Below are 19,664 nucleotides of genomic sequence, written 5' to 3' on the forward strand. Positions count from 1 at the left end.
GAGCCCACCGACGACGAGGACTGGCCGCAGCCGTCCCGCCCCGCCGCTCCGGAACCGCGGCCGGCCAGCACACCGGCCGCCGACGCCGCTCCCGCCTCCACGCCCGCGCCCGGGGCCGCAGCGGAGTCGGCGCCTGCGCCCCGCGGCGGCGAGCCGACGCCGCTGGTGTCGGCCACCCCGGAGGAGCCCGCCGGTGACGACGGTGCGCTGACCACGGCCGACGTCCGGCGGATCTGGCCGGAGCTGCTCAAGGTGGTGCGCGGGCACAAGCGCACCACCGAGGCGCTGCTCAAGAGCGCCCAGGTGCACGACCTGACCAACGGGGCGCTCACCCTGGCGGCCACCTCGCCGGCGCTGGCCAAGATGCTGGGCGACGACCTGAACAAGGACGTCATCCGGCAGTCGCTGGAGGAGCTGCTGGGCGTCCGCTGGAAGGTGCAGGCCGTCGTCGAGGGCGGCCCGGGTCAGCCCGGCGGCGCCGAAGGCCGTCCGGGTGGGGCGCCGGTGTCACCCGAGGCCGCGCGGGCCGCCGTGCAGGCCGCGGAGACCGCCGAGGCCGACGAGCTGATGGCCGAACGGGCCGCCGACGCGGACTCCGGCGGAACCGCGAACGACGCGCCGGCGCTGGACCCCGAGGCCGCCGCGCTGCAGCTGCTGCGCACCCAGCTCGGCGCGCGACCGATCGACAGCTGACCCGCGGCCCGGCGGCTACGCGGTGGTCGGGGCGCGTCCGCTCGGGCGCGGCGGCCCGGCTCGCCGGGCGAGCCGGCGCACCCACGGGTCGACCAGCCGTGGGGCCAGCGGCCCCAGCACGGCCAGGATCAGCACGTAGGCGGCGACCGTCGAGCCGAAGGCCGCCGGGACGCTGCCGAGCACCAGCCCGGCGATGATGATCGAGAACTCACCGCGGGCCACCAGCGCGGCACCGGCGCGCACCCGTGCGGGTGGCCCGACCCCGGCCCGGCGCCCGGCGATCCAGCCGGTGCCGAACTTGGTGACGATGCCGACGGCGGCGAGCGCTGCCGCGGGCAGCAGGGCGGCCGGCAGCTGGGTCGGGTCGGTCGAGAGCCCGAAGAAGACGAAGAAGACGGCGGCGAACAGGTCGCGCAGCGGCGAGAGCACGTCCCCGATCCGCTCCGCGACCTCACCGGAGAGGGCGATGCCGAGCAGGAACGCGCCGACCGCAGCCGACACGTGCACCGCCTCGGCGGCGCCGGCGACGAGCAGCGCCAGCCCGAGCACCCGGAGCAGCAGGATCTCGTTGGACCGCGTCCCCACGAACCGGGTCACCGTGCTGCCGTGCCGCACCGCGACGGCCAGCACGACCGCGAGGGTGGCCAGCGCGACGGTCACCGACAGCACCGCGTCGCCGGTGCTGCTGGCCGCCACGACGCCGGTGAGCACCGGGAGGTACGCGGCCATCGCCAGGTCCTCGATGACCAGGACGCCGAGGACGGCCGGGGTCTCCCGGTTGCCGAGCCGCCCGAGGTCGGTGAGGAGCTTGGAGATGATCCCCGAGGAGCTGATCGCGGTGACGCCGAACAGGGCCAGGGCGGCGGTGGGGCCCCAGCCGAGGAACAGTGCCAGCGCAGCGCCGGGCAGCCCGTTGAGCAGCAGGTCGGCGACGCCGACCGGGGCCTGTCGGCGCAGGTTCTCGACCAGGTCGCCGGCGGTGTACTCCAGCCCGAGGACGAGCAGCAGCAGCACGACGCCGACCTCGGCGCCGGCGGAGAAGAAGCCCTCCGGCGCGTCCAGCGGCAGCAGCCCGCCGGTGCCGAACGCCAGCCCGGCCAGCAGGTACAGCGGGATGGGGGACAGGCCGATCCGGCCGGCCAGCGAGCCGAGCAGCCCCAGCCCGAAGACGACGGCGCCGAGCTCCAGCAGCAGGACCGCGGTGTGCCCGACCTCCATCAGCGGGGGTTGAGCAGGTCACCGACCGCTGCGACGCCGTCCGACGTCCCGACCACGACCAGCCGGTCATCGACCTGGAACCGGAAGTCCGGGGTGGGGGAGGCGATCATCTCCTCGCCTCGGACCACCGCGACCACGGAGGCGCCGGTGCGGGTCCGGATGGCCGCGTCGCCCAGGGTGGCGGCGACGTAGGGGGAGCCGGGCTCGATCGGCACGCCCTCGGTGGCCAGGCTCTCCACCTGCTCGCGCAGCCGGGACAGCCGCTCGGTGATCCGGGGCGCGCCCAGCAGCTCGGCGACGACCTCGCTCTCCTCGGCGGTCAGCTCGATCGTGGCCGCGGTGGCGTCGGGGTCCTGCTCGTCGTAGAGGACGACGTGGCGCGCCCCGTTGCGCTGGGAGATGACCCCCACCCGCCGTCCCTGCGCGGTCACCAGGTCGTGGCGGAGCCCGATCCCGGGCAGTCGTGTCTCCTCGACGTCCATCGGCGTCCGTGCTCCTGTATCGTCCCGGGTGCAGGCGGTTCCCCGCCGTCGGCGCTCATCGTGCCGCGCCGGTTGTTCAGCCGACAGCGGTCCTTGGTCCCCGGTCCAGGGCTCGGAAGCGGGTCAGGGCGGCGACCGACAGCACCGGGCCGGCGGCGAGCAGCACCAGCGTCCACCGCCAGGAGACCGCCTCGGCCAGGTACGGCAGCGCGCTGATCGTCACGGTGGTGAGCAGGAAGCCCGTCGCGGTCTGCACGGTCAGGGCGGTGCCGACCCAGCGCCGGTCGGAGACCTCGCTGAGCAGGGTGGAGAACATGGCCGAGTCGGCGATGACGCTGGCTCCCCAGACGCAGACGAAGACGGCGAACACCCCCGTCGGCCACGACCAGGCCCACGGGGACAGCAGACAGCACACGCCGCTGGTGGCCACCGCGACGGTGGCGACCGGCGCCCGGCCCCACCGGCCGGCGAGCCAGCCGGCCAGCACGCAGCCCGCGGCACCGCAGATCCCGAACGCCGTCAGGGTCAGCAGGGCGATCCGGGCGGCCGGCAGGGCGGGGTCGTGCACGTCCCGCGAGGCGGTCATCCAGACCGCGGCCCAGGTCCAGAGGGCGTAGAGCTCCCACATGTGCCCGAGGTAGGCGAGGTTCACCAGCCGCGGGCGGGCCGACCGGAAGCCGTCGAAGGCCTGCGCGGCGCGGGGGCGGACGCCGACCGCCAGGTGCGGCCCGGCGCGCAGCAGCCCGAGTGCCAGCAGGGCAGCGACCGCGCCGCTGGCCGCGGCGGCGACCAGCACGGTCCGCCACGAGTCGCCGAGGACGCCGACCAGCAGCTGCGGCAGCAGCGAGCCCAGGGTGAGCGCACCGATCAGCACGCCGAGCGCCAGCCCTCGGCCGCGGGCGCCGAACCAGGAGGCCATCAGCTTCATGCCGATCGGGTAGACCAGCGCCAGGCCCGCCCCGGTGAGGAAGCGCAGCGCGATGCCGACCAGCGGTCCGTCGGCGAGGACGGCGACGCCGAGGGTGCACGCGGCGGCGGCCCCGGCCCCGGTGGCGAGCAGCCGCTCGGGGCGGACCCGGTCGGCCAGCCCGGTCGTCGCCGAGGCCAGCGCGCCCACCACGAAGCCCAGCTGCACGGCGACGGTGAGGCCGACCCCACCGGCGGTGCCCAGCTCCCAGTCGCGGCGCAGCACGGGGAGCACGGCGGAGGCGGAGAACCACACCGCCAGGGCCAGCACCTGGGTCAGCGCGATGAGCGCCAGCTGCGACCACGGCCCGGTGCGTGCCCCGCCCGCGGGGCTGCCGACCGGTACGCCGTCGTTGGCCACGGCACGACCCTGCCACCGACCCCGCCCGCACCTCACGTCGGCCCGGCGCGGGAGCGGGTGCGGCGGGCTGTCGGTGCCAGCACCTACGCTCGGACCATGCGACCCGGTGGCCAGCCCGACATGCAGCAGATCATGAAGCAGGCACAGCAGATGCAGCAGCAGTTGGCTGCTGCGCAGGAGGAGCTGGCCCGCGCCGAGGTGACCGGTTCCGCCGGTGGCGAGCTGGTCACCGTGACCATGACCGGCAGCGGTGAGGTCACCGCCGTCACGATCGCCCCGGCCGCCGTCGACCCCGACGACGTCGAGACCCTGCAGGACCTGGTGGTCGCGGCCGTCCGCGACGCCCAGCGCGCCGTCGGCGAGCTCACCGCCTCCACGATGGGCCCGCTGACCGGCGGTCTCGGTGGCGGGCTGGGTCTCCCCGGCCTCTGATCCACCCGGGTGCGCACACCGCCACCCGCACCGAAGGAGAACTGTGTACGAGGGCGCTGTCCAGGACCTCATCGACGAGCTCGGGCGGCTGCCCGGCGTCGGTCCCAAGAGCGCGCAGCGCATCGCCTTCCACCTGCTGGCCGCCGAGTCGGCCGACGTCGGCCGGCTGGTCGCGGCCCTGCAGCGGGTGCAGGCCGAGGTCCGCTTCTGCGTGACCTGCCACAACGTCGCCGAGGCCGAGCAGTGCCGGATCTGCCGTGACCCGCGGCGCACGCTCGACGTCATCTGCGTCGTCGAGGAGCCCAAGGACGTCGTGGCGATCGAGCGGACCCGGGAGTTCAAGGGCCGCTACCACGTGCTCGGTGGGGCGATCAGCCCGATCGAGGGCATCGGCCCCGACGACCTGCGGGTCAAGGAGCTGATGACCCGGCTGATGGACGGCCAGGTCACCGAGCTGATCATCGCCACCGACCCGAACCTGGAGGGCGAGGCGACCGCCGCCTACCTGGCCCGGCTGGTCGGCCCGCTGGGCCTGGCGGTGTCCCGGCTGGCCAGCGGGCTGCCGGTGGGCGGCGACCTGGAGTACGCCGACGAGGTCACCCTGGGCCGGGCGTTCGAGGGCCGCCGCCGCATCGACGCCTGAAGAAGGACCCAGGCCTCTGGTTGAGGGTTCGATCACAGCGACCCCTGGGAACTGGCGGGTGCAGGAGTCACCGGGCACTCTGGACGAGTGGTCGGGCCCGGTTCGTTGACGCGTCGTCGCGCCATCGACCTCATGCGCCTGGCCGGCACGCTCTGTCGGTGAGCCGACACCCCTGACCGGAGGTCCGCGCCGCGCCCCTGGGCGCCGAGCCAGCTGGACCCCGGCAGTGGGAGCAGTGCCCGCCGTCCGCTCCACCTGCGAGGACTCCCGTGATCGAGCTGTCCGACGTCCGCAAGGTCTTCCCCGCCCGTCGCACCGCCGGCGAGGTGGTCGCCCTCGACGGCGTGAGCCTGTCCGTCGCCCGTGGTGAGTTCGCCGGCGTGGTGGGCCCCAGCGGCTCGGGCAAGAGCACGCTGGCCCGGCTGGTCAACCTGCTCGAGCGGCCGACCTCGGGCACGGTCACCGTCGACGGCCGGGTGCTCACCGACCTCGACGCCGCCGGGGTCCGGGAGGCCCGGCGCAGCATCGGCATGATCTTCCAGCACTTCAACCTGCTCGACTCCCGCACCGCGGCCGGCAACGTCGAGCACCCCCTGGAGCTGGCCGGGGTCGGCCGCACCGAGCGCCGCCGCCGGGTCGCTGACCTGCTGGACCTGGTGGGCCTGGCCGACCGGCACGCCTCCCGGCCGGCGCAGCTCTCCGGCGGGCAGAAGCAGCGGGTCGCGATCGCCCGCGCCCTGGCCGCCCGCCCCTCCGTGCTGCTCTGCGACGAGGCCACCTCGGCCCTCGATCCGGCCAGCACGACCGGCGTCCTGGAGCTGCTCCGGCAGGTGCGCGCCGAGCTGGGGCTGACCGTGCTGCTCATCACCCACGAGATGTCGGTCGTCCGTGCGGTCTGCGACAGCGCGGTGCTGATGAGCGAGGGCCGGGTGGTCGACGGCGGTCCGCTGGCCGAGGTGCTCGCCCGGCCGGACTCCGCGCTGGCCGCCCAGCTGGTGCCCGCACCGGCCGGCTCCGGGGTCGGTGGTGACCTGGTGCTGGTCACGGTCACCGACGCCACCCCGCACGGCGCGGTCCTGCAGACCCTGACCGCCGAGCTCGGCCTGTCGGTCGAGGTGGTCGGTGGCTCGGTGGAGACCGTCGCCGGCCGGCGCTTCGGCCGGCTGCTGCTGCGGGTCGAGGGGGACGACGGCCGGCTGGACCCGGCGCTCGCGCGGCTGCGGGCCGGCGGCGCGCTGGTGGAGCGGGCCGCCGCCGGTGACCCCCGCCCCCAGTCGGACGCCGACGACACACCCCGCCCGGACCGCGAGCCCGACGTGCAGCGGCTCGCCGACGCCCCGGACGTGCAGCGATGAACGACTGGTCCCGGATCGCCCCGCAGCTGCTGGACGCCACCGGCGAGACGCTCTACATGGTCGGCGTCGCCACTGCGCTGACCGTGCTGCTCGGGGTGCCGCTGGGCGTGCTGCTCACCATCACCGCGCCGGGAGCGCTCGCCCCGCACCCGCTGGTGAACCGGGTGCTCGGCCTGGTCGTCAACCTCGGCCGCTCGCTGCCCTTCATCATCCTGCTGGTCCTCGTCGCCCCGGTCACCCGCGGCATCGTCGGCACGACCATCGGCTCGACGGCGACGATCGTGCCGCTGACCATCGGCGCCGTCCCGTTCCTGGCCCGACTGGTCGAGACCAGCCTGCGCGAGGTGGCGCACGGCAAGGTCGAGGCGACGCTGGCCATGGGCGCCCGGCGCCGCGACGTCGTCCGGACCGTGCTGCTGCCCGAGGCGCTGCCCTCGCTGGTCGCCGGGGTCACCGTCACCGTCGTGGCGCTGATCAGCTACTCGGCCATGGCCGGCGCGATCGGTGGCGGCGGGCTCGGCGACTTCGCCATCCGCTACGGCTACCAGCAGTTCCGCACCGACATCACGCTCGCGACCGTCGTCCTGCTGCTCGTGGTGGTGCAGCTCCTCCAGTGGGCCGGCGACCGCTGGGCCCGCCGGCTCGCCACCTCCTGACCGTCCGTCCCGTTCCACCGAGGAGAGAACCGATCATGCGCACGAAGAACCCCCTGGCCGCTGCGGCCGCCGTCGCGACCGCCCTGGCGCTGAGCGCCTGCGGTGGGGGCACCGCCGAGCTGTCGGCCGAGGACGAGCCCTTGCAGGTCGGGGCGTCGCCGGTCCCGCACGCGGAGATCCTCCGTTTCGTCGACGACGAGCTGGCCGACGAGGCCGGCCTGGACCTGGAGATCGTCGAGTTCACCGACTACGTCCAGCCCAACGTCGCCCTGGACGACGGCTCGATCGACGCGAACTACTTCCAGACGATCCCCTACCTGGAGGAGCAGGAGGCCAACGCCGGCTACGACTTCACCGCACTGGAGCCGGTGCACATCGAGCCGCTGGGCATCTACTCCGACTCGCTGACCGACCTCGCCGCGCTGCCCGATGGCGCGACGGTGGCGATCCCCAACGACCCGACCAACGCCGGCCGGGCGCTGCGGCTGCTGGCCGCCAACGACCTGATCACGCTGGCCGACACCGGTGACGCGGCGCCCACCGCGCTCGACGTGGAGGGCAACCCCAAGAACCTGCAGATCCAGGAGATCGAGGCGGCCCAGCTGCCCCGGTCGCTCGTGGACGTCGACGCCGCGGTGATCAACGGCAACTACGCGATCGACGCCGACCTCTCGCCGGCCGAGGACGCCCTCGCGCTGGAGGAGGCCGAGGGCAACCCCAACGCCAACCTGGTCGTCGTGCGCGCCGGCACCGAGGACGACGAGCGGATCGCCCAGCTCGAGGAGCTGCTGCACTCCGACGAGGTGCGGACCTTCATCGAGGAGACCTACGAGGGCGCGGTCATCCCCGCCTTCTGACCCACCCTCCTCCCCACCACAATGGCCATTCTGGTGGGGAGGAGGAGGGTCAGGGCTCGACGACGACGTCCGGGCCCCGCCGGACCGCCCGGCGCACCCGCAGCCGGAACAGCTGGCCGAACCGCTTGACCAGCCCGGAGTAGCCCGGCGTGGGCCCGTGCCAGCCGAGGAAGCCGCGCGGGCCGGAGACCATCTCGCCGGTGGACAGGTCGTAGCGGGCCTGGTGCCACGGGCAGACCAGACAGCCCTCGGCATCGACGTGGCCGTCGGCGAGGTCGGCGAGCTGGTGCCGGCACCGGCGGGAGACCGCGGCGAGCCGGTCGCCGGTGTTGGCCACCGCCCACTGTCCGGCGGAGCGCACGGCGCCCGGTGGGAGGTCGTCGGCGGGGACGCGGTCGGGCACGGGGGCTCCTGGTCTGGCGGTCTGGTCTCGGGGTGTGGCCGTGCCCCTACCCCGCGCGGGGGCGGGCAGACGTGGCGCGGCGAGCTGGTCGAACTGTCGGTGCCCGGTGGGACGGTGGGCCTCCCGACCCGAGGAGCAGTCATGCCCACTCGTACGACACCCTGGCCGTCCGGTACGCCGTGCTGGATCGACCTCGGCACCCCCGACTCGGACGCCGCCCGGTCCTTCTACGCAGCGGTCCTCGACTGGACCTACCGCGACACCGGTCCCGACTCCGGCGGCTACCTGTTCTGCCTGAAGGACGGGCACGAGGCGGCCGGGCTCGGCCCGCAGCAGGACCCTGCCGACCCACCCCGCTGGACGACGTACTTCGCCACCGACGACGCCGATGCGACGGCCGCCCGGGTGACGGAGGCCGGCGGCACGGTCCTGGCTCCGCCGATGGACGTCGGCCCGGCCGGCCGGATGGCGATCGTCGCCGACCCGCAGGGCAGCCCGTTCGGGCTCTGGCAGGCCGGCACCACCACCGGCGTGCAGGTCGTCAACGAACCCGGCGCGCTGGCCTGGAACGAGGCCGCCGTCGACGACCCGGCGGCGGCACAGGAGTTCTACACCGCCGTGTTCGGCTTCGCCTGGGAGGAGATCCCGGACGCCGGCGGCTACAGCACCTTCGCCACCGGTGACCGCCCACTGGGCGGGCTGGGGGGCGTGGTCGAGGGGCTGCCCCGCGGCTGGAGCAACGCGTTCTCGGTCGCCGACACCGACGAGGCGGTCCGGGCGGTCGAGACCGGCGGCGGCAAGGTGCTGATGCCGGCCGAGGACACCCCGTACGGCCGGGTTGCCGTCGTCACCGACCCGTGGGGCGCGGCGTTCACGGTCATGCAGGAGCCGGCCGGCTGAGCCCGCGCAACTCCTGACATCTGGCACCTGTGCCCGGCGGCCGACCGGGGACAGGCTGCTCCTGCCCGGTCGACCCGACGACGTGGGCAGGACCGGGCCGGTTCACCGGCTCGCCGGAGGGGAGTGGTCGGCGTGCGTGACGTCGTCCTGCAGCTGCACGTCGTGACCGGTACCGGTGGTCTGCTGCTCGGCCCCACCTGATTGCTGGCCCGGCGGCGGGAGCGGTTCGATCGGCTCCTCGCGGTCGGCTACCAGGTGGCGGTCGGGGTGGTGGCGGTGTCGGCCGGCCTGCTGGCGGTCACCGACCCGAGCCTGGTGTGGCTGCTCCCGCTGGCCGTCGGCACCGAGGTGCTGGCGGTCACGGGGGCGCTGGCCCGGCGCCGCCGGTGGTCGGGGTGGCGCAGCTGGCAGTCGCACCTGTTGGGTGGCTCCTACATCGCCCTGGTCACCGGCGTGCTGATCGCCGAGACGGGCAACCCGGTGTGCTGGCTGCTGCCCGCGCTGATCGGGCAGCTGCCGATCGCCGTCGCCAAGCGCCGGCTGGCGGTGGCGGGGCCCTCGATCACCCCCAGCACAGCGTGATCGGCGACGATGGACCCATGCGTCTCCTCTCCCGGCTGCTCCTCCCGCTGGCCGTCGGTGTGCCCGCCGTGCTCCTGGGGGCGGGTCCGGCCCTCGCCGTCGAGCCGTTCGCGCCGGACGAGCAGCTCGTCGACCAGGTCGACGTGCTCGACGGCGGCGAGGAGGCGGAGGTCGAGGCGGCCCTGCAGGAGCTGCAGACCGAGGACGGCACCCAGCTGTACGTGGTCTACGTCGACGACTTCGCCGACCTGTCCGGTCCACAGTGGGCGGCGGAGGCCTTCCAGGAGGCGGGCCTGGGCACCAACGAGATCCTCTTCGCGGTCGCCACGGAGCAGGAGCGCCTCGGCTACTACGTCGGGCAGAGCTCCCCGGTCACGCAGAGCGGGCTCGACTCCTTCATCAGCACCGACGTCGAGCCGTACCTGGCGGAGGGGGACTGGACCGGAGCCGCGGTCACCTTGGCGGAGGGGATCCAGTCCGGGGACGGGTCCGCGGCCGGCAGCAGTGCCGGCGGTGGGGACGGCGGCGGGGGAGCCCTTGCCGCGCTGGTCGGGATCGCCGTCGTCGGCGGTGGCGGGTACGCGCTGATGAAGAGCCGGCGGCGCAAGAAGCAGCAGGCCACCGCAGCCCGGGCAGCGGAGGAGCGCGCCGCCGCCGAGGCAGCCGCGCGCGACCCGCACCACGGCACCTCCACCCAGCAGTTGACCTTCCGGGCCAGCGAGGAGCTGCTCGCCCTCGACGAGGCGGTCAAGACCTCCGAGCTCGACCTGGCGTACGCCCGCTCGCAGTACGGCGAGCAGTCGGTCGCGGGCTTCCAGGACGCGCTGAGCCGGTCCAAGGCAGAGCTGTCCCAGGCCTTCGCCCTGCGCCAGGAACTGGACGACGAGTTCCCCGAGGACGAGCCCACCCAGCGCCGCATGCTCACCCAGCTGCTGCAGCTCACCGCGGCGGCCGATGCCCGGCTGGCCGAGCAGGCCGAGGCCTACGCGAAGCTGCGCCACCTGCAGGAGTCCGCACCCGAGACCCTGGCCGCGCTGACCCCGGCGATCCAGGGTGTCCGGGACCGGATCCCGGCGGCCGAGGCGACCCTGGAGGACCTGCAGCAGCGCTACGCCCGCTCGGCCTGGGCGCCGGTCGCCGACAACGTGACCGAGGCACGCACCCGTACCGAGCTGGCCGAGCAGGCGGTCGCCTCTGGTCGGACGGAACTCGACGAGGGCCGGCCCGCCGGGGCGGTCCCGGCGATCCGGGCGGCCGAGGACGCGCTGGCGCAGAGCCGCACCCTGCTGGACGCGGTGGGCCGGCTCGCCGATGAGCTGGCCGCCAGCGGCGCACGGTACGACGAGGTGCGGGCGGAGACCGAGCGGGACATCGCCGAGGCCCAGGCGATGCTGTCCCGCGGCGTCGACACCCCGGGGCTGCGGGAGCAGCTGGCCCGGGCCGAGCGTGCGCTTGCCAGCAGCGCCGCGGAGCAGCAGCCGCGCGACGGGACCCTGCCCGACCCGCTGGCCGTCGTCCGGCGGCTGGACGAGGCGGACCTGGCCCTGGAGGCGGCCCTGGAGCCGGCGCGCGACGTCCGGCAGCAGCAGGAGCGGGCCGTGGCCCACCTGCAGCAGGCCATCCGTGCCGCCGACTCGTCGGTCGCCGTCGCCGGTGACTTCATCTCCACCCGGCGCGGCGCGGTCGGCAGCTCCGCGCGCACCCGGCTGGCCGAGGCCGAGCGGCACCTGGACGAGGCCTCCCGGTCCGCCACGGCGGACCCCATCACCGCGCTCAGGGAGGCCCAGCGGGCCGACGGCCTGGCCCGGCAGGCGCTCACCGCCGCCCAGCAGGACGTCGAGGAGTACATGGCCGGCGGCTACGGCGGCGGTTACGGCGGGCGCCCCGGCTACGGCGGCCCCCGCCGCGGGTACGGCGGTGGCGGCTTCGCCGGTGGCGTGGCCGGCGGGGTCGCCGGCGGCATGCTCGGCAGCATCCTGCTGGGCGGGCTCGGCGGCGGCTACGGCGGCGGCTTCGGTGGCGGTGGTGGTGGCGGGGGCTTCGGCGGCGGCGGGGACTTCGGTGGGGGCGACTTCGGCGGTGGTGGGAGCTTCTGACCGCCTGGTCACGCCCGAGCGCCACCGCAGCGTCGACGTCCGGTCACAACACGGTCACGCCCCCGCCCCCGACGTCCCACGTCGTGGGAAAGGTGTGTTAGTCATGCATCTCCACAAGCCACCGGCGGCTGCGGTGGCGCCTCGTCGCGCCCGCGGGCCGCCGCCCATGAGAACGAGGTAGCGGATGAACTCCGTGTCCAGGAGTGGCCGGCGTGCGCTGGTCGCCACAGCGGGCATCACGGCGACGGCGCTGGCGCTGTCGGCGTGCGGCGGCGACGACGGTGACGGTGGCGGCTCCGGTGGCGGCGACTCGCTGATCATCGGCACCACCGACAAGATCACCACGATCGACCCGGCCGGTTCGTACGACAACGGCTCGTTCGCCGTGATGAACCAGGTCTACCCGTTCCTGATGAACACCCCGCTGGGCAGCCCCGACGTCGAGCCGGACATCGCCGAGTCGGCCGAGTTCACCTCGCCCACCGAGTACACGGTGACGCTGAAGGACGGGCTGACGTTCGCCAACGGCAACGAGCTCACCGCCTCGGACGTGAAGTTCTCCTTCGACCGCATGGTCGCGATCAACGACGAGAGCGGCCCGGCGTCGCTGCTCTACAACCTCGAGAGCACCGAGGTCGTCGACGACACCACCGTGGTGTTCAACCTGAAGTCGCCCGACGACCAGGTGTTCCCGCAGATCCTCTCCAGCCCGGCCGGTCCGATCGTGGACGAGGACGTCTTCGCCGCCGACGCGCTGACCACGGACCAGGAGATCGTCGACGGCAACGCCTTCGCCGGCCCGTACGCGATCACCAACTACGACCAGAACAACCTGGTCTCCTACGAGGCGTTCGAGGGCTACCAGGGCCTGCTCGGCGCGCCGGAGACCGAGACGGTCAACGTCCGGTACTACGCGGACGCGTCGAACCTGAAGCTCGACGTCCAGGAGGGCAACGTCGACGTCGCCTTCCGCAGCCTGACGGCGACCGACGTGGAGGACCTGCGCGGCGACGACTCGGTCAACGTCGTCGACGGCCCGGGCGGGGAGATCCGCTACATCACGTTCAACTTCAACACCCAGCCCTACGGCGCGACCACCCCCGAGGCCGACCCGGCCAAGGCCCTGGCCGTCCGGCAGGCCGCGGCGCACCTGATCGACCGCGAGGAGCTGGCCGACCAGGTCTACAAGGGCACCTACACCCCGCTGTACTCCTACGTGCCCGAGGGCCTCACCGGCGCCGTCGAGCCGCTGCTGGAGAAGTACGGCGACGGCTCGGGCGCCCCGGACGCCGAGGCGGCCGCGCAGGTGCTGCAGGCGGCCGGCGTCCAGACGCCGGTGGAGCTCAACCTCCAGTACTCCAACGACCACTACGGCCCGTCCTCGGGTGACGAGTACGCGCTGATCAAGGACCAGCTGGAGTCCAGCGGCCTGTTCACGGTGAACCTGCAGACCACCGAGTGGGTGCAGTACTCCGAGGACCGCACCGCCGACGTGTACCCGGCCTACCAGCTCGGCTGGTTCCCGGACTACTCCGACGCCGACAACTACCTGACGCCGTTCTTCCTCACGGAGAACTTCCTGGGCAACCACTACTCGGACCCGGAGGTGAACGACCTGATCCTGCAGCAGGCCACCACCACCGACCCGGCCGAGCGGGAGGCGCTGATCGAGCAGATCCAGGGCCAGGTCGCCGACGACCTGTCGACGCTGCCCTACCTGCAGGGTGCCCAGGTCGCCGTCACCGGGACCGACGTGCAGGGCGCCGAGGACACCCTCGACCCGTCCTTCAAGTTCCGTTACGGGGCCCTCAGCAAGGGCTGATCGAGCCGGAGCAGACCGCCCCGGGTGACCCGCCGTCCGCGGGTCGCCCGGGGCACCGGCATGTCCGCCGCCACCTCAGGCTGGGAGAGATGACCACCACCACGACCGAACCCACCGGGAGCACCGCCGACCCCGTCGGCGCCCCCGACCCCGCGCCCCGGCGCCGGCGCAAGGGCAGTGGGGGGCTGGGCAGTTACCTGCTGGTCCGGTTCCTGCTGATCTTCCCGACCATCTTCATCCTGGTCACGACCGTCTTCTTCCTGATGCGGGCCACCGGTGACCCGATCACCGCCGCACTCGGCGGGCGGCTGCCGGCCGACCAGCTGGCCGAGCGGGTCCGGGAGGCCGGGTACGACCGGCCGCTGATGACCCAGTACCTCGAGTACCTGGGCAACCTGGTGCAGGGCGACTTCGGCACCACGCTCAGCGACCGGCGTCCGGTCCTGGAGGTGCTGACCACCTTCGGCATCGCCACGCTCGAGCTGACCGTCTACGCGCTGATCGTGGCGTTCATCGTCGGCATCCCGCTGGGCATGCTGGCCGCCTACTTCCGGGACCGCTTCCCCGACGCCGTGCTGCGGGTCTTCGCCATCCTCTGCTACGCGACGCCGGTCTTCTTCGCCGGCCTGCTGCTCAAGCTCGTCTTCGCCTCCGGGCTGGGCTGGCTGCCGGTGGCCGGCCGAGCCTCCACCGGCACGGAGATCGAGCTGCAGTTCCTGGAGAGCCCGACCGGCTTCTACCTGATCGACGCGCTCCAGACCGGCGACTGGGACGTCATCTCCGACGTCCTGGAGCACGCCGTCCTGCCCGCCATCGCGCTGGGCCTGCTGACCGCCGGCATCTTCCTGCGCCTGGTGCGCACCAACGTGATCGGCACGCTGGGCACCGGCTACGTGGAGGCCGCCCGCTCGCGGGGCGTCGCGGAGTCCCGGCTGCTGCGCAAGCACGCCTACCGCCCCGCGCTGATCCCGATCATCACCGTCATCGGCCTGCAGATCGCCATCCTGCTCGTCGGCGCCGTCCTCACCGAGACGACGTTCGAGTGGAAGGGCCTGGGCTTCCAGCTCGCCGAGTACCTGCAGGCCCGCGACTTCGTGGCCGTGCAGGGCATCGTGGTGCTGCTGGCGGTCATCGTGGCCGTGACCAACTTCATCGTCGACATCATCGCCGCGCTCATCGACCCCCGGGTGAGGTACTGACATGGCCACGGCGACCTCCGTGCCGACCGCGGCCGGACCGGCCGGCGAGCCCGGTACGACACCGGCCCGCCGGCGCCGGTCCTGGCGCTCGCTGCCGATCGTCCACCAGCTGCGGCAGAGCGTCGGCCTGCAGCGCGGCATGCTCGTGGCCGGGCTGGTGCTGATGGGCGTCTTCCTGCTCACCGCGCTGTTCGCGCCGCTGCTGGCGCCCTACGAGTACGGCCAGCTGCGCGACGCCGAGGGGCTGTTCGGGGCCCAGCAGCCACCGTCCGGCGACCACCTGCTCGGCACGACCGTGGGCGGGTACGACGTGCTGTCCCGGGTGATCTGGGGCTCGCGGACGGCGCTCTACGTGATCGTCGTCGCCGTCCTGCTGTCGATCGTCGCCGGCGTGCTGCTGGGCCTGGTCTCCGGCTACTTCGGCGGCTGGCTGGACCGGGTGCTCGTCGTCATCGCCGACGCGATCTACGCCTTCCCGGCGCTGCTGCTGGCCATCATCGTGGCGATCGTCATCAGCGGGGGGCAGTCCAGCCTGTGGGGTGGCATCATGGCCGCCGCCATCTCCATCACCGTGGTCTTCATCCCGCAGTACTTCCGGGTGATCCGGGCCGAGACGGTGCGGATCAAGGCCGAGGCCTTCGTCGAGTCCGCCCGGGTCATCGGGGCGAGCAACCGCCGGATCATGCTCCGGCACGTGCTGCGCAACGCCACCCGCACGCTGCCGCTGATCCTCACGCTGAACGCGTCCGAGGCGATCCTCACCCTGGCCGGCCTGGGTTTCCTGGGCTTCGGCATCCAGCCGACCGCTGCCGCCGAGTGGGGCTACGACCTGCAGCAGTCGCTGTCCGACGTGACCAGCGGGATCTGGTGGACCTCGCTGTTCCCCGGCCTCGCGATCGTGCTGGTGGTGCTCGGGCTGACGCTGGTCGGCGAGAGCCTCAACGACCTCGCCGACCCCCGGCTGCGCACCCGACGCCGGGTGGCCGACCAGGAGCCGGCGGAGGAGGGCGAGGTCGCCGCCGTCCCCGGTGGCGCGCTGACCGCAGGACCGGCGGGCGTCGGTGGCCTGGAGGTCACCGCGGCCGGCGGACGGCCCGGGAACCCGGCCTCGGCCGGCGCCACCGGCGCCGAGCCTGCCGAGGGGCAGGTGGCCGGGCCGGACGTGACCGGCCAGGACGGAGGAGGGACCCGCTCATGAGCGTCGTCGACATCAAGGACCTGCAGATCTCCTTCGCCACCGACGCCGGCGCCGTCACCGCGGTGCAGGACGTCACCCTCGCCGTCCAGGCCGGTGAGGTGCTGGCCATCGTGGGGGAGAGCGGCAGCGGCAAGACCGTCACCGCGCGCAGCATCCTGGGGCTGCTGCCGGAGACCGCGCGGGTGCGCGGTGCGGTGGTGCTGAGCAGCAAGGACGGCACCACTGAGCAGGACGTCGTCCCGCTGTCCGGCGCGCAGCTGCGCGAGGTGCGCGGGCAGGACGCCGCGATGGTGTTCCAGGAGCCCTCGACCTCGCTGAACCCGGTCTACCCGATCGGTTGGCAGATCGCCGAGGGGCTGCGGGCGCACGGGAAGTACAGCAAGAAGGAGGCCCGGGCCAAGGCGATCGACGTGCTGCGCCTGGTCGGCATCCCCGACCCCGAGCACCGGGTCGACCACTACCCGCACCAGTTCTCCGGCGGGCAGAAGCAGCGGATCGTCATCGCCCAGGCCCTGGTGCTCGACCCCGGCGTGATCATCGCCGACGAGCCGACGACGGCGCTCGACGTCACGGTGCAGGCCGAGATCCTGGAGCTGTTGCGCCGCTGCCGGGACGACTTCGGCGCCGCCATCGTGCTGATCACGCACAACATGGGCGTGGTCGCCGACCTGGCCGACCGGGTCGCCGTCATGTACCAGGGCCGGATCGTCGAGCAGGCCGACGTCCGGACGCTGTTCAGCGCACCGGAGGACCCGTACACCCAGCAGCTGCTGGCCGCCGTCCCGCGGCTCGGTCAGGGCGTCGAGCGCACCCGGGAGCGGGCCGTCCGGCGCGCGGCCGGCTGGGAGAGGACCGCGCCGGTCGTCGAGGCGAAGGACCTGCGGATCGTCTACCCCGGCCGGATGCGCCGGCCGGACTTCGTCGCCGTGGACAGCGTCAGCTTCAGCATCCGCCCGGGCGAGGTGCTCGGCCTGGTCGGGGAGTCCGGCAGCGGGAAGACCACCATCGGACGGGCGATCGCCGGCCTGACCAAGGTCAGCCACGGCTCGCTGACGGTGCTGGGCACCGAGATGAACGGGATGAAGGAGCGCGCGTTCCGGCCGGTGCGCGAGCGGATCGGGTTCGTGTTCCAGGACCCGGCGTCCAGCTTCAACCCGCTGCTCACCATCGCCGAGGCGGTGGCCGAGCCGCTCGTGGTGCACAAGCGCGCCAAGGACCCGCGTGCGGCCCGCCCGCGGGTCGACGAGCTGCTGGAGGCGGTGCAGCTGCCGAAGGCGTTCGGCGACCGGTACCCGCACGAGCTCTCCGGTGGGCAGCGGCAGCGGGCCAGCCTGGCCCGGAGCCTGGCGCTGCAGCCGGAGCTGCTCATCGCCGACGAGCCGACCTCCGCGCTGGACGTGTCGGTGCAGGCGCGGGTGCTGGAGCTCTTCGACGAGCTGCAGCGGGAGCTCGGGTTCGCCGCGCTGTTCATCAGCCACGACCTGGCCGTGGTCGACCTGCTCGCTGACCGGATCGCGGTGCTCTATCGCGGCCAGCTGGTGGAGGAGGGCACGGGGGCCGAGGTGCTGGGCGCGCCGAAGCACCCGTACACGCAGCGGCTGATCGCCTCGTTGCCGGTGCCCGACCCCGACGAGCAGGCCCGCCGCCGTACCCACTGGAACACCCTCCGCGCCTCCGACTGATGACCCGAGAGGGGCCGAAGTCGCGACTTCTGCCCCTTCGGGTCGTCAGCGGACGCGGCCGCGGGGCTTGAGGGGGAGCGGGGGCAGGGCCGGGGCGCCGAGCCGGTGGCCGTCGAAGCCGGGGACGTCGGCGAACCGGTCGCCCTCGGCCCACTGCTCGGCGTACTCGGCGATCTCCTCGCCGGAGCGGCCGACGAAGTTCCACCACATGACGATCCGCTCCTCGAACGGCTCGCCGCCCAGCAGCAGCAGCTGGGCGGCGTCGTCCGCGCGCAGCCGCACGGTGCGCCGGCCCGAGCCCAGGTAGAGCATCGCGCCGGGGGTCAGCGGCACGCCCTCGACGTCGGCGGTGCCCGACGCGGTGAGTACCGCGTACTCGAAGTCCGGTTCCAGCGGCAGCTCCACGTCGGCGCCGGCGGACAGCTCCAGGTCCACGCCGACCAGCGGGGTGTGCGCCGTCCCCGGTGAGGTGGCGCCGGCCATCGCGCCCATCAGCACGGTCGCCCGCACCCCGTCGGAGTCGAAGCCGGGCAGCGCGGTGTGGTGCTCGAACGCCGGGGCGGCGTCCCGGACGCCGTCGGGCAGCGCCACCCACAGCTGCGCGCCGTGCAGGTACCGCGGGTGCACCGCCGGCGACTGCTCGGCGTGCGCGATCGCGTGCCCGGCGGTCATCAGCGCCAGCTCGCGCGGCCGGATCAGCACGTCGCTGCCGAGGGAGTCGCGGTGGTGCACCTCGCCGTCCAGCAGCCAGGAGACCGTCTGCAGCCCGGTGTGCGGGTGAGGGAGGACCTGCATGCCCTCGGAGCCGAACACGTCGTCGGGGCCGTAGTGGTCGATGAAGGCCCAGGCGCCGACCAGCCGCCGGCCGAGGGTGGGCAGCAGCCGGCGGACGTGCGTGGCCTCGCCGAGCAGCACCTCCTTGCCCGGCAGCAGGTCCAGCGCGGGACCGGCCGACGCCTGAGCGCGCCCGCCCAGCTCGTGCGGCGCCGGCCGTGGCTCGAGGTTGCTCATGGCGGCCTTCCTACTCGCTCAGACCGTGCACGTCACCGTGTGCGACCCGGGCGGCCGGGATGGTGCCGAGCCGGCCGGCGGAGGCGTCGGTCATCGCGTCCAGCACCTCCTGCCGGGTGTTCATCACGAACGGCCCGTACATCGCGATCGGCTCCCGGATCGGCAGCCCACCGAGGACGACGACGTCCAGGTCCGGCGTGCGCGCCTCGGCGTGCCGGTCGCCGGGCCGGGTGCCGTGCACGGTCACCGTGTCGCCGGGGCCGAGGACGGCGAGCTGCCCGGTGTGCACCGGAGCGCCGTCGATGCCGACCGCGCCGGACCCGGAGAGCACGTAGACGAGCGCGTTGAAGTCCGGCCGCCAGGGCAGGTCCAGCGAGGCGCCGGGGGAGACGGTGGCGTGCACCATCGTCATGGGCGTGTACGTGCTGCCCGGGCCGCGGTGCCCGCCGACGTCGCCGGCGATCACCCGCAGCAGCGCGCCGCCGTCCGGGCTGGCCAGCAGCACCGACTGGCGCGCCCGCAGGTCCTGGTAGCGCGGCTCCACCCACTTCTGCGCCCGGGGCAGGTTCACCCACAGCTGCAGGCCGTGGAAGAGCCCGCCGCTGAGCACCAGCGACTCCGGCGGCCGCTCGATGTGCAGGACGCCCCCGCCGGCCGTCATCCACTGGGTGTCGCCGTCGCTGATCGTGCCGCCGCCGCCGTGGCTGTCGGCGTGCTCGAAGGTGCCGTCGAGGAGGTAGGTGACGGTCTCGAAGCCGCGGTGCGGGTGCCACGAGGTGCCCTTGGGCTCGCCGGGGGCGTACTCGACCTCGCCCATCTGGTCCATGTGCAGGAACGGGTCGAGGGCACGCAGGTCGACGCCGGCGAACGCGCGCCGGACCGGGAAGCCCTCGCCCTCGAAGCCGGACGGCGCAGTCGTAACCGACCGCACCCGGCGGCGGACCGTGCGGGGCGCGGGCAGGGGGACCCGGGCGAGGGTGGTGGTGTCCTCGACGGTCACGGCGGGCATGGCGGCCTCACTTCTGTTGAATGCTCAACCAGAACCACTGTAAGCCGTGTGGCCCGGTGTTCCTTCCCACCGTGCAGACGGGTCCGGATCCGGAACGTT

The 19,664-nt window shown here is 73.9% G+C and carries 18 protein-coding genes and 1 pseudogene; 13 read left to right on the forward strand and 6 right to left on the reverse strand.

Going from position 1 to position 19,664, the window contains the following annotated elements; all coding sequences use genetic code 11:
• Positions 1-693, forward strand: a pseudogene (locus tag IN07_RS25680) (DNA polymerase III subunit gamma/tau); the annotation flags it as partial.
• A 15-nt stretch (positions 694-708) separates the two neighbouring features.
• Here IN07_RS25680 and IN07_RS08300 read toward each other — a convergent pair.
• The 3 genes from IN07_RS08300 to IN07_RS08310 form a co-directional block, all read right to left on the reverse strand.
• Positions 709-1,911 (reverse strand): cation:proton antiporter, encoded by a 1,203-nt coding sequence (locus IN07_RS08300; RefSeq protein ID WP_036335092.1) that lies wholly within the window; start codon positions 1,909-1,911, stop codon positions 709-711.
• Entirely contained in the window at positions 1,911-2,393 is a 483-nt protein-coding gene (locus IN07_RS08305; protein ID WP_036335095.1) for a cation:proton antiporter regulatory subunit, read from the reverse strand. Before IN07_RS08305 ends, IN07_RS08300 begins: the two co-directional genes overlap by 1 nt.
• A 76-nt stretch (positions 2,394-2,469) precedes the next feature.
• Positions 2,470-3,720, reverse strand: coding sequence for an MFS transporter (locus IN07_RS08310; protein ID WP_156119087.1), 1,251 nt, complete (start codon positions 3,718-3,720; stop codon positions 2,470-2,472).
• A gap of 96 nt (positions 3,721-3,816) precedes the next feature.
• On the opposite strand from IN07_RS08310, the gene IN07_RS08315 reads away from it, so the two are divergent.
• The 5 genes from IN07_RS08315 to IN07_RS08335 all read left to right on the forward strand — a co-directional run bounded on the left by IN07_RS08315 (position 3,817) and on the right by IN07_RS08335 (position 7,663).
• Positions 3,817-4,152 carry a YbaB/EbfC family nucleoid-associated protein gene (locus tag IN07_RS08315; RefSeq protein ID WP_036335186.1) on the forward strand — a complete coding sequence of 112 codons (336 nt, stop codon included), beginning with the start codon at positions 3,817-3,819 and terminating at the stop codon, positions 4,150-4,152.
• 43 nt (positions 4,153-4,195) lie between these two features.
• Positions 4,196-4,795, forward strand: coding sequence for a recombination mediator RecR (gene recR, locus IN07_RS08320; protein ID WP_036335096.1), 600 nt, complete (start codon positions 4,196-4,198; stop codon positions 4,793-4,795).
• A 269-nt stretch (positions 4,796-5,064) separates the two neighbouring features.
• Positions 5,065-6,150 carry a methionine ABC transporter ATP-binding protein gene (locus IN07_RS08325; protein WP_036335098.1) on the forward strand — a complete coding sequence of 362 codons (1,086 nt, stop codon included), beginning with the start codon at positions 5,065-5,067 and terminating at the stop codon, positions 6,148-6,150.
• Positions 6,147-6,806: a methionine ABC transporter permease gene (locus tag IN07_RS08330; protein ID WP_036335099.1), complete on the forward strand. Its 660-nt coding sequence runs from the start codon at positions 6,147-6,149 to the stop codon at positions 6,804-6,806. The genes IN07_RS08325 and IN07_RS08330 overlap by 4 nt, the downstream gene beginning before the upstream one ends.
• Before the next feature lie 35 nt (positions 6,807-6,841).
• On the forward strand, positions 6,842-7,663 hold the full coding sequence (locus IN07_RS08335) for a MetQ/NlpA family ABC transporter substrate-binding protein (protein ID WP_036335101.1): 822 nt from the start codon (positions 6,842-6,844) through the stop codon (positions 7,661-7,663).
• 49 nt (positions 7,664-7,712) lie between these two features.
• Here the strand turns inward: IN07_RS08335 and IN07_RS08340 are convergent, their stop codons facing one another.
• Positions 7,713-8,066, reverse strand: a complete 354-nt coding sequence (locus tag IN07_RS08340) for a Rieske (2Fe-2S) protein (RefSeq protein ID WP_036335102.1) — start codon at positions 8,064-8,066, stop codon at positions 7,713-7,715.
• 141 nt (positions 8,067-8,207) lie between these two features.
• Between IN07_RS08340 and IN07_RS08345 the strand changes: the two genes are divergently transcribed.
• From IN07_RS08345 to IN07_RS08375, 7 genes are all read left to right on the forward strand, one after another.
• A complete protein-coding gene (locus IN07_RS08345; RefSeq protein ID WP_036335103.1) occupies positions 8,208-8,966 on the forward strand; it encodes a VOC family protein in 759 nt (252 codons plus the stop codon).
• 255 nt (positions 8,967-9,221) lie between these two features.
• Positions 9,222-9,548 carry a hypothetical protein gene (locus IN07_RS08350; RefSeq protein WP_231558058.1) on the forward strand — a complete coding sequence of 109 codons (327 nt, stop codon included), beginning with the start codon at positions 9,222-9,224 and terminating at the stop codon, positions 9,546-9,548.
• Between the two features lie 17 nt (positions 9,549-9,565).
• Positions 9,566-11,644 carry a TPM domain-containing protein gene (locus IN07_RS26660; RefSeq protein WP_036335104.1) on the forward strand — a complete coding sequence of 693 codons (2,079 nt, stop codon included), beginning with the start codon at positions 9,566-9,568 and terminating at the stop codon, positions 11,642-11,644.
• A 184-nt stretch (positions 11,645-11,828) separates the two neighbouring features.
• Entirely contained in the window at positions 11,829-13,466 is a 1,638-nt protein-coding gene (locus IN07_RS08360; protein WP_036335105.1) for an ABC transporter substrate-binding protein, read from the forward strand.
• An 89-nt stretch (positions 13,467-13,555) separates the two neighbouring features.
• Positions 13,556-14,665: an ABC transporter permease gene (locus IN07_RS08365; protein WP_036335106.1), complete on the forward strand. Its 1,110-nt coding sequence runs from the start codon at positions 13,556-13,558 to the stop codon at positions 14,663-14,665.
• 1 nt (position 14,666) lies between these two features.
• Positions 14,667-15,863, forward strand: coding sequence for an ABC transporter permease (locus IN07_RS08370; protein WP_036335108.1), 1,197 nt, complete (start codon positions 14,667-14,669; stop codon positions 15,861-15,863).
• The gene (locus tag IN07_RS08375; protein WP_036335110.1) at positions 15,860-17,545 is read left to right on the forward strand and encodes a dipeptide ABC transporter ATP-binding protein; all 1,686 of its coding nucleotides are present in this window, start codon (positions 15,860-15,862) and stop codon (positions 17,543-17,545) included. The genes IN07_RS08370 and IN07_RS08375 overlap by 4 nt, the downstream gene beginning before the upstream one ends.
• 45 nt (positions 17,546-17,590) lie before the next feature.
• Here IN07_RS08375 and IN07_RS08380 read toward each other — a convergent pair whose 3' ends face one another.
• Both IN07_RS08380 and IN07_RS08385 read right to left on the reverse strand, forming a co-directional pair.
• Positions 17,591-18,556 carry a pirin family protein gene (locus IN07_RS08380; protein WP_036335112.1) on the reverse strand — a complete coding sequence of 322 codons (966 nt, stop codon included), beginning with the start codon at positions 18,554-18,556 and terminating at the stop codon, positions 17,591-17,593.
• A 10-nt stretch (positions 18,557-18,566) separates the two neighbouring features.
• Positions 18,567-19,565: a pirin family protein gene (locus IN07_RS08385; protein WP_036335114.1), complete on the reverse strand. Its 999-nt coding sequence runs from the start codon at positions 19,563-19,565 to the stop codon at positions 18,567-18,569.
• Between the last annotated feature and the right edge of the window lie 99 nt (positions 19,566-19,664).

The organism is Modestobacter caceresii (genome assembly GCF_000761485.1).
GTDB classification, from domain to species: domain Bacteria; phylum Actinomycetota; class Actinomycetes; order Mycobacteriales; family Geodermatophilaceae; genus Modestobacter; species Modestobacter caceresii.